This window comes from Rhodoplanes sp. (assembly GCF_013377085.1).
GTDB lineage: Bacteria > Pseudomonadota > Alphaproteobacteria > Rhizobiales > Xanthobacteraceae > Rhodoplanes.
Genome location: NZ_JACAAX010000008.1, coordinates 83366 through 98568, shown reverse-complemented (window position 1 = coordinate 98568; position 15203 = coordinate 83366). Strand labels below are relative to the sequence as shown.

Genomic DNA, 15203 nt, shown 5'->3' with positions numbered 1-15203 from the left:
CCGCCCCCGACCGGCTGCGGCCGGCGAATGATGGCCGCCTCGTTCGGGAACAATCGTGCATCCTCGGTGCGCCGCATAACCGCGCCGCCAAGGCGTCGATGTTTCGACGGCTCGCGCTCTACGGCCCTCGTTTCCGGACGAGCCTCGTCACGTGCCGTGCTCCAAAATCTCGACGATCTCGTGCAGCTCCTCGGAAAGTTGGCCGGGCAGCAATCTGCGGAATTGGTCCGAGAGATTACGATAGTACCAAAGGGTTTGCTCTTTGGGTTGGCTGAAACGATCCCAAATCTTATCGCCGATCTCAGTCTTGCGAAGGTCGCGCAGGATAGCGCGGGCATTGTGGACTTTGTCGGCGAGAGAGACGCGCAGAATGTCCTCGTGAGCGTGATCGAGATGGGCGAGGTAGGCTTCCTTCCGATCACGCCAGGCGGCCTTACGCTCGCCTTTCGCTGCGTCGGCGAGACTATCGGAACAGGCTTCGACGATCCGCGCGACCCGCTCGCCGAACCGATTGCGAACGTCGGCGAGCCGGGCGTTGCCGCCCTGGTCCTCGACGCTGTCGTGCAGCAACGCCGCGATGGCGAGGTCCTCGTCGCCGCCATACTCCAGGACGGTCGCAGCCACGGCGAGCAGATGTGCGACGTAGGGGGTCGACGTGCCCTTCCGGACCTGACCGCCGTGGACGTGGGTGGCATACAGAAGCGCACGATCGAATCTATCGGTGAGCACCGTCGCTTGGCTCATTCACTTTCTCCTTGCTGGAATTTGTGCCGGCGAGTCGGACGGCTTCCGTCCGTCTCGGCGTCTCCGCGGTGGCGCCTGCACGTCGAGGGCTCGCCCATCGCACAGGCGTATCGACCAATTGTTCGAGGGGCCCTCCGACGATTGCGCGGAGCGTGCAGGTGGCGATATCGAAAGTTGCGAAGGCGGGTGACGGACTGCGGTTCAGCGGAGCGCAGACCTGCTCGAGCCGCAGCATCCTTGCGGGATTTCTTCTTCGCCTATCGAGCGGGATCCGATCGGCCACCGGCGATGACTTCGGATTGGGTCCGCGCGTAGCTGTCAGCCGAGAAGGTCACGGCAGGATCGGGAATGAACGGATCGTCGCCGAACATGCTCCACAGCTCGAACAGCTCCGCCGCGCCCATCCCCGGCTTGAACATCCCCGCAAGCTCGTCGTCGACGATGGCCTTGCACTTGGCGATCGCCGCATCAGCCGTGGCGAACGTGCCGGCGCTGGTGCGGTTGCTCGCACCCATGTAGCTCAGGTTTTCGTCGATCTGAACGTCATAGGGCATTGGTGACTCCTCCTCGGCACGGCGATGGGGCCATGCGCGGCATTGCAGCTTTCGAAATGGCTTCTGGGAATTCCGAGGGGCGAGCCGCCGCTCTCGACAACTCAGTGTGCGCCCATTCAGGGAGGACCGCAAGGCGAGCCGGCAGCCCAGATTGTCCGGGCATCCTCCTGCTGGCCTTGGCACCGCCCTTGTGAGGCGGCGTCATTCTCGAGCAGCACCGCATCCGCCGCATCGTCGTCGGATCGAACGCCCCGGACATCTCGATGCGCTGGCGGAATGACGTTCGCCCTGGCACCTGCCGGTCGTCGGCCGACGGATCACGTCGGCCGATCGGGAACGCCCGGCCATGGTTGCGACCTCGAGAGGTCGGAGCGCCGGAGTCCTGGGGGGCGAAACCTGGAGAGCATGCGCCGCCGCCGACGTCGCATCGTGCGGCGAACACCTTCACCAGCGCGCCGCAGCGCGAACTTGCCGACATGTGTCGGCCGCGCGTCGGCGCCGACCATCCCGCATCGTCTGCGTGCCATGCGAGGACCAAGCGCCGGCATTGAAACGCCGTCGCTCCGGGCGCCCACCGGCACTGCAGCCTCCTGGCGGCAGACCTCGCAAGTCACCGCGAGAGAGCGCACGCCAAGTGCGCATGTCGGCGAGCGTTATTGGGGGCGGAGTGGCGGGAGGAGCAGGCAGGCATCGGGTCAGGACGGGTCCGGCCGCCTACGCCAAGCGACCACACCGCCCTTGACGGGCGTTCCCGTCTTCACGCTTCGCCAAGCCCCGTCCGACCACTGGCAGAGATAGGGAAGGGCGTAGGTGCCGACATGGTCTTCGCACAGCAGCTCGCAAGGCTCGCGCTCGGGAGGAAGGCCGGAGCCCGGAAAGCAGGCGAGGCGCTTCTGACGGGCCAATGCTCGCGCCAGCATCCGGCGCGGTTCAGCTTGCCCCGCGCACGAGTCAGGGCGGCCGTCGCCCGTGGGTGGGGTCGTGGGTAGATCGATGTAATTCATATGTAGTCCATATATGACAATAACCGAAATGAAGCTTTGGCGGACGGGGTGTCCGCCGAACATATGTCCACCGTCCCCTCCTGGTATCCTGAAATGCGCTGGATATAAAGGGATAATTCTTCCGATCGTCTTCTCTAGACCGCCACCGTCCGCTACAATCCAGATCAAATTGGGGGATAAATTGGGGGATAGGGGGTGACCGGATGGCTGGATCGCGGCACGGACTGACAGCCCGGAAGGTCGAGACGGCGCCGCCTGGCAAGTACGAAGACGGCCACGGTCTCCGGCTCGTCGTCTCGACAGGCGGGGCGAGGAGGTGGGTGTACCGCTACATGCGCGACGGGCGGCGCATGGAGATGGGGCTCGGATCGGCCTCGGCCATTGGTCTCGCCGAGGCGCGCGAGCTGGCCGGGGATGCGAGACGGGTTCTGACGAAGGGTGGCGATCCACTCGCAGTCCGCCGGGCCGAGCGGGCTGCGGCTCTGGAGATCGACCGGTTCGGCGACTTCGCCCAGAAGCTCATCGACAGCATCGAGGAAGGCTTCCGGAACGCGAAGCACCGGGCGCAATGGCGCTCGACCCTCGTCGCCTACGCCGTGCCGATCTGGTCGAAACGGCTGTCCGAGATCGACACCGACGACGTGCTCCAGTGCCTCACCCCGATCTGGCAGAAGAAACCCTAACCGCATCCCGGGTGCGCGGCCGGATCGAGCGGGTGCTCGATGCGGCGGCGGCCCGCGGGCTGCGGTCACGCGACAACCCGGCCCGTTGGCGGGGGCATCTCGCCAACCTTCTGCCGAAACGGGGGACGCTGTCGCGTGGACACCATGCCGCGATGCCCTTCGCTGACGTGCCGGACTACGTCGCCGCACTACACGCCCTGAACGGCGTGTCGGCACTTGCGCTGGAGTTTGCGATCCTCACCGCGGCGCGGTCCGGTGAGGTCTTGGGGGCCCAATGGTCGGAGATCGATGTCGAGGCGCGGGTGTGGACAGTGCCGGCCGGACGAATGAAGGCTGCCCGCGAGCATCGGGTTCCGCTTTCGCAGCGCGCCGTCGAAATCCTGCAGGGCCTTGCCGAAACCAAGATCGGAAGCTTCATTTTCCCCGGCGCCAAGCCGGAAAAACCCCTATCCGTGATGGCCCTGGCGATGGTGTTGCGGCGAACAGGTGCCGGCGCGTTCACGGTGCACGGATTCCGGTCTGCCTTTCGCGACTGGGTCGGCGAGCGTACCGATGTCCCCAGGGAGGTCGCGGAAGCGGCGCTGGCCCACGTGGTCGGCGATGCCACGGAACGGGCCTATCGGCGCTGCGATGCCCTCGAGAAGCGCCGCGATCTCATGGAGCGGTGGGCGACCTTTTGCGAGGCGGGCAGACGCGACCGTTCCTCCGGCGTAACCGATGGCGGTAGCGAGTTCGACCAATCCGCGATCAGCCGAAACGCTGCTTCACGTAATCCATCACCGACGACCCAATGAGTTCCGTGGTTGCATTTCCCCCGCGAACGAAGAAGCGCTGCGCTGCCCCATCCTTGACGAACGCCGGCTTTGGTCCTTTCTCGCAACGAACCGCGAGAATACGCTGGCCATCGTAATCGTCGAAGTGGGAGTGAACGTAGGGAAGGAAAACGTCGCCGATCCGGTCCTTGACCAGGTTGACGAGATGCAGCCCCATCTTGTCCTCGTTCGGGAACGCATCGTTGCTCAGGCCGAGCGCCTCGCCGTCATCGGCTATACCGATCAGCAGGGTTCCGCCTTTGGCATTCAGAAAGCCGGCGATCGACTTGAGGGCGGCCAAGTGAATTTTCTCGTCCGGCAGACCGGTGTGGAGGTTGGTTCGGAGTGTCGACTTGAACTCCACCGCATCAGTCTCTCCCGATGCGATAAGGTCGGCAATGGAAAGAACGCTCGGCTCGCTTTCCGGCAGATCACCGGTCAGTTGCTTCCAAGCGGTTTGGATGACCCTGGCCATCCGGACACGTCGTTCGACGAGGAACGCCTCATAGGGCATCTCCCACCAAAGGTGCGGCAGGGCGTGCCAGAAGTACGCTTGCTCGCGCTGCGCTGCCGAGAAGGTCTTGTCGAGCGTCGGGGCGTAATCAGCCGGAGAGTCGCATCCGATATCGATGTTCTTGGGCCACTCGATCAGAGCGAAGTTCGCAATCTGGTTGATTTGCTTGACGTCGGTTACGCCCTGCTGCTTCAGGAACTCACGCGGGAAAAGGTGGTGCTGCTCCATGGCGGACTTCGACCCGTTCAAGTTCGGGTCGGCGAGCGCTGCGATTTTGATCGGGCTATAGAGCGCAAACGCATCGAGAGTGATGAGCGCGGCCTGGTAGGCGAACAGCGAGGGGCTGCGCGACGCGGAGGTCGCGAGTTGGCTCGGCAGCGTGATGGCCCAATAGTCGCCGGTCAGTGTCGTCGCGCACAGCTCACGGAGCTTGGAGAGGAAGGCCTCACCATTCGGAAGCTGCCAAAGCGTGGCAAGGTCGGACTCGAAGCGCGTCTCGGGCGAGCTGGTGTAGCGGCCGGTCAGTGCGGCCATGAAGAAAAATTCGGCAATCGCCTGCCGCATCTGGTCGCGATCGATTGCGTAATCGCGAATCCCGATGAGGTAGAGAACATAGCTGAAGACGATCGCGGTCTCGGAGCTGATCATCTTCTTGCCGCGATAACCGGCAAGCGTCAGCGCGCTCAGGAAGTGGTGCCAGTTCGACAGCTTGAGAGCGACTTTCTGGCCTTCGCGCATGAGCGCGAACTGCGCCTCTCGCCTTTCGGGGATATCGAGGCCCGTCTTGGCGTCGCGGCCGCGGAGCGCGCTGTAGACGCTTTCGAGCCGCGCTCTCTTCAGGGAAAGCCCCACGGTCACGCGCAGCATCTGGTCGGGTGCCGGTTTGATGAAGTGGTTGAACGGCGAGGTGTGGCCGTCGGCGGGAAGGGCGGCTCGGCGGGCGAATCCTTCGAGTTCGGCGCGGCCTTCGTCCCAGAAGACGGACATCAGCGTCATGATGAAGTCCGACTGGTTCAGCTTCTTTCCTTCGCCGTTGATGCGGACGAAGATTTCCGCGATCGTCTCCACGTCCACCGACGACACCATCTCCAGCGCGACGAACGTGTATTGCGGCAGGATGTGAAGCCGGCTGATCGAGTCTTCGATCTTTCCGAGCTCCGCCTCGCTGAGCTCCCGCGTCGCATTCAGGGTCTCGATGAACTTCTTTGCGAACGGCAGCAGCTTCGTCCCCGGCTTCCAGATTTCGGAGATGTCGGGGATATACGCCTTGTCCTTTCGGATCGCGGCGTCGGCGACGTCGAAGCGCTCGGACAGGGGATTGAAGGCGATCTGGATGTGCTCGTGCGTGAAGTTCTCGCGCAGAACCTTCTCGCCCTTGATCACGGCGTAGAGCGACGTCAGTCGCTGCTGTCCATCGACGATCGCGAGCTTGGGCACGGCTTTGTCGTTGTTCGCACCGATCCCCTTGAGCCCCGGTGCGGCTCCGGTATCCCAGAACAGCAGGAACCCCGCCGGGTAGCCGCGATACAGCGAATCGAACAGGTTTCGCACGTTGACGTTGGGCCACACGAAAGGACGCTGCAGCTCGGGCAGGCCGATCTTTCCGTGGGCAATGTCTTCGATGAGCGCGTTGACCGGATAGTTGGTCGTCGTGAATAGAAGAGTCATCTCACCCCCCACGTATTACTGCGCAACAGCTTTTCGACGGTCAAGGCACCAATGGACAAATCTGAAGCGCTCTGCCGTGCTTTAGGCCGTGTGAGTATAGCTGTAGAAAGCCACCTGCATGCTCTGGAGCGCTCGGTCGCTGTCGCTTGGAATCCGCTCCAAGTATTAGCTTGGCGATGAAAAAAGGATAGAGCAGGTTCGAAGTCGACCATACGCCGAGTCAGCCGGCTACAAAGGTGGTGTTTGGTTGGGAAAATTGGCCACGGGCCGAGGCTTGGTGTCGGCAATGCATGCCGAGCTCCGATGTGCACTCGTCCGCGACTTTCGCTATGGTTCCGGCGCGCGACCAAGGGCCATAGCGGTCCACCTCGAAGAAATGCACAGGACGGACAATGCCGCGGGGGCGACCGAAAAGAAACGGGTCCGAAACGGACAATACGTCGAACGGCAACGGCAGCAAGACGACCAGCGCGAATCTCGGTTACGAGGCCAGGCTCTGGCAGATGGCCGACGCGTTGCGCAACAACATGGACGCGGCCGAGTACAAGCACGTGGTGCTCGGGCTGATCTTCCTGAAATACATCTCCGACGCCTTCGAGGCGAAGCACGCCGCCCTGGAGGCCGAGCGCGCCCAGGGGGCCGACCCGGAGGACCCGGACGAGTACCGCGCCGACAACATCTTCTGGGTGCCGCCGGAGGCGCGCTGGGCCTACCTCAAGGCGATGGCGCCGCAGCCGACCATCGGCAAGCTGGTCGACGACGCCATGGAGGCGATCGAGCGCGACAACGCCTCGCTCAAGGGCGTGCTGCCGAAGGACTACGCCCGGCCCGGGCTCGACAAGCAGCGGCTCGGCCAGATCATCAACCTGGTCAGCGACATCGCCCTCGGCAGCCCGACCGACCGCGCCAAGGACACGCTCGGCCGCGTCTACGAGTATTTCTTGGCCCGCTTCGCCAGCGCCGAGGGCAAGAGCGGCGGGCAGTTCTACACGCCCTCGCATGTCGTCCGGGTGCTGGTGGAGATGCTCGCGCCCTACAAGGGGCGGGTCTACGACCCGTGCTGCGGCTCCGGCGGCATGTTCGTGCAGAGCGAGGCGTTCATCCGCGCGCACACCAACGGGAACGGCAACGGCGGCAAGGCGCACGCCGACATCTCGATCTGGGGGCAGGAGTCGAACTACACGACGTGGCGCCTCGCCAAGATGAACCTGGCGATCCGCGGCATCGACGCCCAGATCGGCCACGGCGACACATTCCACAACGATCGCAACCCCGATCTGAAAGCCGACTACGTCCTGGCCAATCCGCCGTTCAATGATTCCGACTGGCGCGGCGATCTCTTGAAGGACGACAAGCGCTGGGTCTTTGGGACGCCGCCGGCCGGCAACGCCAACTTCGCCTGGGTGCAGCACTTCATCTACCACCTCGCACCCACCGGGCTCGCCGGCTTCGTGCTCGCCAACGGCTCGATGTCGTCGAACCAGTCGGGCGAGGGAGAGATCCGCAAGGCGATCGTCGAGGCCGACCTCGTCGACTGCATGGTGGCGCTGCCGGGCCAGCTCTTCTACTCGACCCAGATCCCGGTGTGCCTGTGGTTCCTGGCGCGGACCAAGAAGAACGGCCGGTTCCGCGACCGCCGCGGCGAGACGCTGTTCATCGACGCGCGAAAAATGGGAACGCTGGTCGACCGCGTCCACCGCGAGCTGACCGACGAGGACATTCAAAAGATCGCCGGCACCTATCATGCGTGGCGTGGCGATCCCGCCCCCGATGGTGCCGGTGCGGGAACGGGCGGCCACCAGGGCCGCCCCTACGGCTGCGATGGTGCGGTGGACGCCGCCGTTGTAGGGGCGGGCCTCGTGCCCGCCCGAGAGAAAGGCGACCCGGTAGGGGCGGGCCTCGTGCCCGCCCGAAACGGCAGTGCAGAGGGCGACCACGAGGGTCGCCCCTACGTCGACGTGCCGGGTTTCTGCAAGGCGGCGACGCTCGACGATATCCGCAAACACGCTCACGTCCTGACGCCGGGCCGCTACGTCGGTGCCGCCGCGGCCGAGGAGGACGACGAGCCCTTCGAGGAGAAGATGGCCCGGCTCGCCAAAACGCTTCGGGAGCAGCAGGAGGAGGCCCAAAAGCTCGACGCTGCCATCGCCGCCAACATGAAGGAGCTCGGGTATGGCGGGTGATTGTTGGAAAGCTGTCACTATTGACCAAATTAAAGCTGAAACAGATAGAGCCATCGCAATTGGTCCATTTGGATCTCGAATGAAAAGTGACTTATATACAAATGATGGCGTGCCGGTTATTCGCGGTAACAATATTACCGATACGCGAGTGTTGGGCGGTGATTTCGTCTATGTGGCTGACGAGACGGCAGACGAACTCTCATCAAGCAACGTATTGCCAGGAGATCTTGTCTTTCCTCACCGCGGCGCGATTGGGCTTGTTGGGATTGTTCCGTTTAATGTGGCAAAAAGATATATTATGTCAACGAGCATGATGAAGCTTACTTGTAATACCTCAATCGTCGACCCGCTATACATATATTACTTCTTCAGGTCTACCGTCGGTCGTCATGAGTTACTTAAGCATGCCTCTACTGTTGGGACTCCCGGAATTGGTCAGCCCCTGACGTCGCTTCGATCCATCTCCCTTCGACTACCTGAACGGTCAGAGCAGCGCGCCATCGCCCACATCCTCGGCACGCTCGACGACAAGATCGAGTTGAACCGGCGGACGAACGAGACGCTGGAGGCCATGGCGCGGGCGCTGTTCAAATCGTGGTTCGCGGATTTCGATCCCGTCCGCGCGAAGGCGAGGGGGCAGGATGTTCGCCTGCCTCGAACGCTTGCATCCCTTTTCCCGGGTTCGTTCGAGAACTCGGAATCGGGCGCGATTCCCGCGGGGTGGTTCGTTCAGTCTCTTTCGCAGCTTTCGAATATCTATTCTGGCGGAACACCGAGTAAGAGCGTTGCCGACTACTGGGGTGGTGAATTACCGTGGATCAGCCCAAAGGCGATGACGGCAATTCATGTGGACCGCTCGGACGAAAAAGTGACCCCGATGGCGATCGGCAACGGAACGCGTCTTGTTTCGAATGGCTCCGTACTCGTGATGGTACGCGGCATGGGTCTTCATCAAGGAGTCCGGATTTCCCAGGCTCGGCGTGACGTCACTTTCAATCAGGATGTCAAGGCGTTCGTGCCAAAATGGGGCGACGGCACATTTCTGCTGTTCGCCCTTCTGGATGCATCAGCCTATTTGTTTTCCAAAGTGCAGGCATCTGGGCATGGAACGGGTGTGCTCCCGACGGACATCTTAGAAGGCATGTCTTTTCCGGTGCCTCCGCCGGGCGTGCGTGAGAAGCTGACAAAGCCGCTCTCCGACTTCAATGCCAAGATCGCCGCCAACAGTCGAATGTCTGAAATTCTCGCATCCCTCCGCGACACGCTCCTGCCAAAGCTCATCTCCGGTGAGCTGCGCGTAAAAGACGCCGAGAGGATCGTGGAGCGGGTCGCATGACCGAAAGCCCGTCCCGGGGCGAGCTGATCCTCTACCGCACCGAGGACGGGCGTGCGGCGATCCGGCTGCGCCTGCAGGACGGCACCGTCTGGCTGACCCAGGCCGAGATCGCGGCCCTGTTCGACACCACGCCCCAGAACGTCACCCAGCACCTGCGCACCCTCTATGGCGAGGGGGAGCTGGTGGAGGGGGCAACCTGTAAGGATCTCTTACAAGTTCAGCAGGAGGGCGCACGGTCGGTCCGGCGGACCGTCAAGACCTACAATCTCGACGCGATTCTTGCCGTCGGCTATCGCGTGCGCAGCCCGCGCGGCACCCAGTTCCGCCAATGGGCCTCGACGGTGCTCCGCGAGTATCTGGTCAAGGGGTTCGTGCTCGACGACGCGCGGCTGAAGGAGCCCGGCGGCCTCGACTATTTCGACGAGCTGCTCCGCCGCATCCGGGACATCCGGGCCTCGGAGAAGCGGTTCTACCAAAAAGTCCGCGACCTCTTCAAAGCGTCCAGCGTCGACTACGACGGCACGGCCGAGACCGCCAAGGCGTTCTTCGCCACCATCCAGAACAAGCTCGTCTATGCCGTGACGGGCCGCACCGCGGCCGAGCTGATCGTCGCGCGCGCCGATTCGACCAAGCCCAACATGGCCCTGACCACCTGGGAGGGCGACCGGGTGCGCAAGGCCGACGTCACCGTCTCGAAGAACTACCTTCAGGCCGACGAGATCGAGACGCTGAACCGTCTCACCACCATGTTCCTCGATTTCGCCGAGGACCGCGCGTCGCGCCGGCAGGAGACCCGCATGGCCGACTGGATCGCCCAGACCGACCGGTTTCTGGCGTTCAACGAGCGCGAGGTGCTTCACGGCAAGGGGCGGATGTCGCACGAGCAGATGACCCAAATCGCGCATGCCCGGTTCGAGACGTTCGACACCAACCGCCGCGCCGCCGAGACCGAGGATGCCGAACGCGAAGCCGACGAGGATTTCGCCAGGCTCCAGGCCGAGGCGCGGCGGCTGAGCAAGCCGGAGCGCAAACCGTGAGCGGCTTAACCGAGGATGCCGACCCATGATGCCAGGCCCGGTCGTGCGCCGTCGCCGTTCTCTTCGCCTGAAGGGATACGACTATGGGCAAGCCGGAGCGTATTTCGTGACGATCTGCACACAGGATCGAATTTGTCTGCTCGGTGAGCCGATCGATGCCTCGGTGCGGCTCACCGATGCCGGACGGATGGTGATGGCGATGTGGGACGGCCTTCCGGGGAGATTTCCGGGCGTCGAGGTCGACGTGTTCGTGGTGATGCCGAATCACGTGCACGGGATCGTCCTGCTGGCGGACACAGGGTCGTCGGACCCGGCGGCCGCCGCGAGCGGGGCGACCACGAGGGTCGCCCCTACGGAAGTCGGCCTGCCGGTAGGGGCGCCCCTCGTGGGCGCCCAGTTCGCCGCCCGCGGCCTGCCGGTAGGGGCGCCCCTCATGGGCGCCCAGTTCGCCGCCCGCATGGGTGTCCGGCTGGGTGAGGTGGTCGGCGCATTCAAATCGGCCACCACGGTCGAATACATTCGCGGGGTGAAGGAGAGGGGATGGGTCGCATTCCGTGGTCGGCTCTGGCAACGCAATTACTACGAGCATGTCGTGCGTGACGAACCGGCGTTGGACCGCATTCGCCATTATATCGAAGACAACCCGGCCCGGTGGGACGTCGACGACGAGAACCCGCACAAGGTGACGGCATGAGTCCCTTCACCGAGTCGGTGGTCGAGGAGGCCAGCCTCGAATGGCTCGGGGCGCTGGGCTGGGCGGTGCTGCATGGGCCGGACATCGCCGCCGGCGAGGTTTTGGCGGAGCGCAAGGACCCGGGCTATCGCGACGTCATCCTGGAGAGGCGGCTGCGCGCCGCGCTCGCGCGGCTCAATCCCGACCTGCCGGCCGATGCGCGCGACGAGGCCTTCCGCAAGCTGATGCGGGTCGATGCGCCGTCGCTGGTGGAGCGCAACCGGCTCGTCCACCGCATGCTGGTCGACGGCATCACGGTCGAGTACCGCCGCCAGGACGGCTCCATCGCCGGGGCGCAGGCGCGGCTCCTCGATTTCGACGACCCCGACGGCAACGACTGGCTCGCCGTCAATCAGTTCACGGTGGCGGAGGGCCAGCACGTCCGCCGGCCCGACGTCGCCCTGTTCGTCAACGGGCTGCCGCTCGCCGTCATCGAGCTGAAGAACGCCGCCGACGAGAACGCCGACGTCTGGGCCGCGTTCCACCAGCTCCAGACCTACCAGGCGCAGATCCCGTTGCTGTTCGGGCCCAACGTGGCGCTGGTCGCCTCCGACGGCGTGCAGGCGCGCATCGGCGTCCTCGGGGCCGGGCAGGAGTGGTTCAAGCCGTGGCGCACCATCACGGGCCGCGACGACGGCGCCGGGCTCTGCGAGCTGCAGGTGATGCTGGAGGGCGTGTTCGCCAGGCGCCGCTTCCTCGACCTGGTGCGTTTCTTCGTGGTGTTCGAGGCGCTCGACGGCGGCAAGCTCGTCAAGAAGATGGCCGGCTACCACCAGTTCCATGCCGTGAACGTGGCGCTGGAGGAGACCTTGCGGGCGGCGATCCCGGCGCAGAGCTGGCACAAGACGCAGGAGTTTTCCGAGGAGGCCGGCCGCTACGATGCCGGGCCGATGGCCGGCGGCGAGGACGGCGACCGCCGGGTCGGCGTCGTCTGGCACACGCAAGGGTCCGGCAAGAGCCTCACCATGGCGTTCTACGCCGGACGCGTGATCCTGGCGCCCGAGATGGAGAACCCGACCATCGTCGTCCTCACCGATCGCAACGATCTCGACGACCAGCTCTTCGGCACTTTTGCCCGTTGCCGCGACCTGCTGCGCCAGCCGCCCGCGCAGGCGGTCGACCGCGCCGACCTGCGGGCGCGCCTTTCGGTCGGGGCCGGCGGCGTTGTGTTCACGACCATCCAGAAGTTCTTTCCGGAGGAGCGCGGCGACCGGCATCCGGTGCTGTCCGAGCGACGCAACATCGTGGTGATCGCCGACGAGGCGCACCGCAGCCAGTACGACTTCATCGACGGCTTCGCCCGGCACATGCGCGACGCGCTGCCGAACGCCTCGTTCATCGGCTTCACCGGCACGCCGATCGAGAAGACCGACGCCAACACCAGGGCCGTGTTCGGCGACTACATCAGCGTCTACGACATCCAGCGCGCCGTGATAGACGGCGCGACCGTGCCGATCTACTACGAGAGCCGGCTCGCCAAGCTGGAGCTGAAGGCCTCCGAGCGCCCGAACATCGATCCCGACTTCGAGGAGGCGACCGAGGGCGAAGAGGTCGAGCGCAAGGAGAAGCTGAAGAGCAAGTGGGCGCAGCTCGAGGCGGTGGTCGGGTCCGAGAGCCGGGTGAAGCTCGTCGCTCGCGATCTCGTCGACCATTTCGAGGACCGTCTCGCCGCCATGGACGGCAAGGCCATGGTGGTGGTGATGAGCCGGCGCATCGCCGTGGCGCTCCACGACGAGATCGTCAAGCTGCGGCCGGACTGGCGCGCCGACGAGGACGACAAGGGCGCCATCAAGATCGTCATGACGGGGTCGGCCTCCGACCCGCTGGAATGGCAGCCGCACATCCGCAACAAGATGCGCCGTGAAGATCTCGCCGACCGTTTCCGCGACGCCAAGGACCCGTTCAAGATCGTCATCGTCCGCGACATGTGGCTGACCGGGTTCGACGCGCCGAGCCTCTCCACCATGTATGTCGACAAGCCGATGCGCGGGCACGGGCTGATGCAGGCGATCGCCCGCGTCAACCGCGTGTTCAAGGACAAACCCGGCGGGCTCGTGGTCGATTATCTCGGGCTCGCCGACGAGCTCCGCCAGGCGCTCGCGATCTACACGGAGGCGGGCGGCACCGGCCGCACCGCGCTCGATCAGGCCGAGGCGGTCGCCGTGATGCTGGCCAAATACGAGGTCTGCCAGGCGCTCTTCCATGGCTTCGACTGGTCGCATTGGATCAGCGGGACGTCGGCTCAGAAGGTTTCAGTTCTGCCGGCGGCGCAGGAGCACATCCTCGCCCAGGAGAACGGCAAGGCGCGGCTGATGCAGGCCGTGCACGAGCTGTCGCAGGCCTTCGCGCTGTCGGTGCCACACGCCGAGGCGATCCGCATCCGGGACGATGTCGGCTTCTTCCAGGCGGTGCGCGCCGTGCTGGCCAAGACCGCGTCCGGGGAGCGGAAGACCGACGAACAGCTCGATCACGCCATCCGGCAGATCATCTCCAAGGCGGTGGTCTCCGAGGAGGTGGTCGACATCTTCGCCGCCGCCGGGCTGAAGAAGCCGGACATCTCGATCCTGTCCGACGAGTTCTTGGCCGAGGTCCGCGGCATGCCGCAGCGGAACCTGGCGGTCGAGCTGCTGCAGAAGCTGCTCAAGGGCGAGATCAAGACGCGCGCGAAGCGCAACCTCGTCCAGGGCCGGGCCTTCTCCGAGATGCTGGAGATGTCGCTGCGCCGCTACCAGAACCGCGCCATCGAGACCGCCAAGGTGATCGAGGAGCTTATCCAGCTCGCCAAGGACATGCGCAAGGCCTCTCTGCGCGGCGAGGAACTGGGGCTGACCGACGAGGAGGTCGCCTTCTACGACGCGCTGGAGACCAACGACAGCGCCGTCAAGGTGATGGGCGACGAGGCCCTGCGCACGATCGCCCGCGAGCTGGTCGCCATGCTGCGGAAGAACGCGGCGATCGACTGGACGGTGCGCGAAAACGTCCGGGCCCAGCTCCGCGTCCTGGTGAAACGCATCCTGCGCAAGTGGGGCTACCCGCCCGACAAGGCCGAGAAGGCGACCCGCACCGTGCTGGAGCAGGCCGAGCTGATGTCGGCCGCCTGGGCGGCGTGAGGGGCTGGATCGCGCCCGGGAACCGGCGCATCGGTTCAGAGTGGCAGTTGACGGCCGGTATACAGGTCGCGACGGCAGCGTGTGGACAGGTGCGGATGTCGACAGCTTGTGCTGCTCTTCCACCGACCGGTCAAATCCGGGCCACCGAGGGTCAAGAAGTGCTGATGTCAGTGGAAACCGGCTTCGAATCTTTCGCGTTGACAGCCCCGCGCGGACCCCTCAGTCTGACCGCATGCACCGCGCACCAGCGGACTGAAACCCGGTCTTTACGACGGTTGCGATGGTGCGTTCGTCTGACCGCATGCACCGCGCACCAGCGGACTGAAACGCTGCCAGAGCTTCCGTCATTCCATTCGAGGTCTGACCGCATGCACCGCGCACCAGCGGACTGAAACGGCGCCTGAACCGCGCAGAAGATGTCCGATTTTGTCTGACCGCATGCACCGCGCACCAGCGGACTGAAACGACTTGCGACCGATCCAGAGTGATCGGTGCGTCTGACGGCATGCACCGCGCACCAGCGGACTGAAACGTGTGTTCCTCCACGCTGGTGGGGTTTTCCATGTCTGAAGGCATGCACCGTGCACCAGCGGACTGAAACAGGCCTCCAATGATCGTGATCAAGGAGATTCTGTCTGACGGCATGCACCGCGCACCAGCGGACTGAAACGAACGCGATGAAGCCCATGATGGGCATGGTCAGCGCGTCTGACGGCATGCACCGCGCACCAGCGGGGCGGTGCAAACCCGGAATCACGCGACGAAAGCCGGGCGCGTGGCCGGCGTCCGGGTCCGGCGCTGCACGCCGTTCCGGTCGGACCACAA

10 protein-coding genes and 1 CRISPR repeat array are annotated in these 15203 nt (G+C 64.5%); of the genes, 7 read left to right on the top strand and 3 right to left on the bottom strand.

The window, feature by feature from the left end; genetic code table 11:
- Positions 1-147: 147 nt before the first annotated feature.
- Together HXX10_RS08520 and HXX10_RS08515 are read right to left on the bottom strand one after the other, a co-directional pair.
- A complete protein-coding gene (locus HXX10_RS08520) occupies positions 148-744 on the bottom strand; it encodes an HD domain-containing protein (RefSeq protein ID WP_296521644.1) in 597 nt (198 codons plus the stop codon).
- Between the two features lie 257 nt (positions 745-1001).
- Positions 1002-1298, bottom strand: coding sequence for a hypothetical protein (locus HXX10_RS08515; protein ID WP_296521642.1), 297 nt, complete (start codon positions 1296-1298; stop codon positions 1002-1004).
- A gap of 1207 nt (positions 1299-2505) precedes the next feature.
- Between HXX10_RS08515 and HXX10_RS28945 the strand changes: the two genes are divergently transcribed.
- Positions 2506-2985 (top strand): Arm DNA-binding domain-containing protein, encoded by a 480-nt coding sequence (locus HXX10_RS28945; RefSeq protein WP_367141944.1) that lies wholly within the window; start codon positions 2506-2508, stop codon positions 2983-2985.
- Complete coding sequence (locus HXX10_RS28940; protein ID WP_367141943.1) at positions 2952-3779, top strand: tyrosine-type recombinase/integrase; 828 nt, start codon at positions 2952-2954, stop codon at positions 3777-3779. Before HXX10_RS28945 ends, HXX10_RS28940 begins: the two co-directional genes overlap by 34 nt.
- On the opposite strand, the gene HXX10_RS08505 is transcribed toward HXX10_RS28940, so the two are convergent.
- Positions 3733-5979, bottom strand: a complete 2247-nt coding sequence (locus tag HXX10_RS08505; protein WP_296521640.1) for a DUF262 domain-containing protein — start codon at positions 5977-5979, stop codon at positions 3733-3735. The two genes, HXX10_RS28940 and HXX10_RS08505, sit on opposite strands and share 47 nt — an antisense overlap.
- A gap of 392 nt (positions 5980-6371) precedes the next feature.
- Here HXX10_RS08505 and HXX10_RS08500 point away from each other — a divergent pair, with 392 nt between their 5' ends.
- From HXX10_RS08500 to HXX10_RS08480, 5 genes are read left to right on the top strand one after another with little or no spacing between them, the layout of a single operon-like run.
- The gene (locus HXX10_RS08500) at positions 6372-8162 is read left to right on the top strand and encodes a class I SAM-dependent DNA methyltransferase (protein WP_296521638.1); all 1791 of its coding nucleotides are present in this window, start codon (positions 6372-6374) and stop codon (positions 8160-8162) included.
- Complete coding sequence (locus tag HXX10_RS08495; RefSeq protein ID WP_296521635.1) at positions 8152-9498, top strand: restriction endonuclease subunit S; 1347 nt, start codon at positions 8152-8154, stop codon at positions 9496-9498. The genes HXX10_RS08500 and HXX10_RS08495 overlap by 11 nt, the downstream gene beginning before the upstream one ends.
- Positions 9495-10535 (top strand): virulence RhuM family protein, encoded by a 1041-nt coding sequence (locus HXX10_RS08490; RefSeq protein WP_296521633.1) that lies wholly within the window; start codon positions 9495-9497, stop codon positions 10533-10535. The genes HXX10_RS08495 and HXX10_RS08490 overlap by 4 nt, the downstream gene beginning before the upstream one ends.
- A 25-nt stretch (positions 10536-10560) precedes the next feature.
- Entirely contained in the window at positions 10561-11229 is a 669-nt protein-coding gene (locus HXX10_RS08485; RefSeq protein ID WP_296521630.1) for a transposase, read from the top strand.
- On the top strand, positions 11226-14378 hold the full coding sequence (locus HXX10_RS08480) for a type I restriction endonuclease subunit R (RefSeq protein WP_296521628.1): 3153 nt from the start codon (positions 11226-11228) through the stop codon (positions 14376-14378). Before HXX10_RS08485 ends, HXX10_RS08480 begins: the two co-directional genes overlap by 4 nt.
- Positions 14379-14600: 222 nt before the next feature.
- Positions 14601-15121: direct repeats of the CRISPR family, unit length 29 nt; unit sequence GCATGCACCGCGCACCAGCGGACTGAAAC.
- Positions 15122-15203 lie beyond the last annotated feature (82 nt).

What these genes read in the sequence shown, in the direction of transcription:
- HXX10_RS08520 (WP_296521644.1), bottom strand. Translation starts at nt 744, where the DNA reads ATGAGCCAAGCGACGGTGCTCACCGATAGATTCGATCGTGCGCTTCTG.
- HXX10_RS08515 (WP_296521642.1), bottom strand. Translation starts at nt 1,298, where the DNA reads ATGCCCTATGACGTTCAGATCGACGAAAACCTGAGCTACATGGGTGCG.
- HXX10_RS28945 (WP_367141944.1), top strand. Translation starts at nt 2,506, where the DNA reads ATGGCTGGATCGCGGCACGGACTGACAGCCCGGAAGGTCGAGACGGCG.
- HXX10_RS08505 (WP_296521640.1), bottom strand. Translation starts at nt 5,979, where the DNA reads ATGACTCTTCTATTCACGACGACCAACTATCCGGTCAACGCGCTCATC.
- HXX10_RS08500 (WP_296521638.1), top strand. Translation starts at nt 6,372, where the DNA reads ATGCCGCGGGGGCGACCGAAAAGAAACGGGTCCGAAACGGACAATACG.
- HXX10_RS08495 (WP_296521635.1), top strand. Translation starts at nt 8,152, where the DNA reads ATGGCGGGTGATTGTTGGAAAGCTGTCACTATTGACCAAATTAAAGCT.
- HXX10_RS08490 (WP_296521633.1), top strand. Translation starts at nt 9,495, where the DNA reads ATGACCGAAAGCCCGTCCCGGGGCGAGCTGATCCTCTACCGCACCGAG.
- HXX10_RS08485 (WP_296521630.1), top strand. Translation starts at nt 10,561, where the DNA reads ATGATGCCAGGCCCGGTCGTGCGCCGTCGCCGTTCTCTTCGCCTGAAG.
- HXX10_RS08480 (WP_296521628.1), top strand. Translation starts at nt 11,226, where the DNA reads ATGAGTCCCTTCACCGAGTCGGTGGTCGAGGAGGCCAGCCTCGAATGG.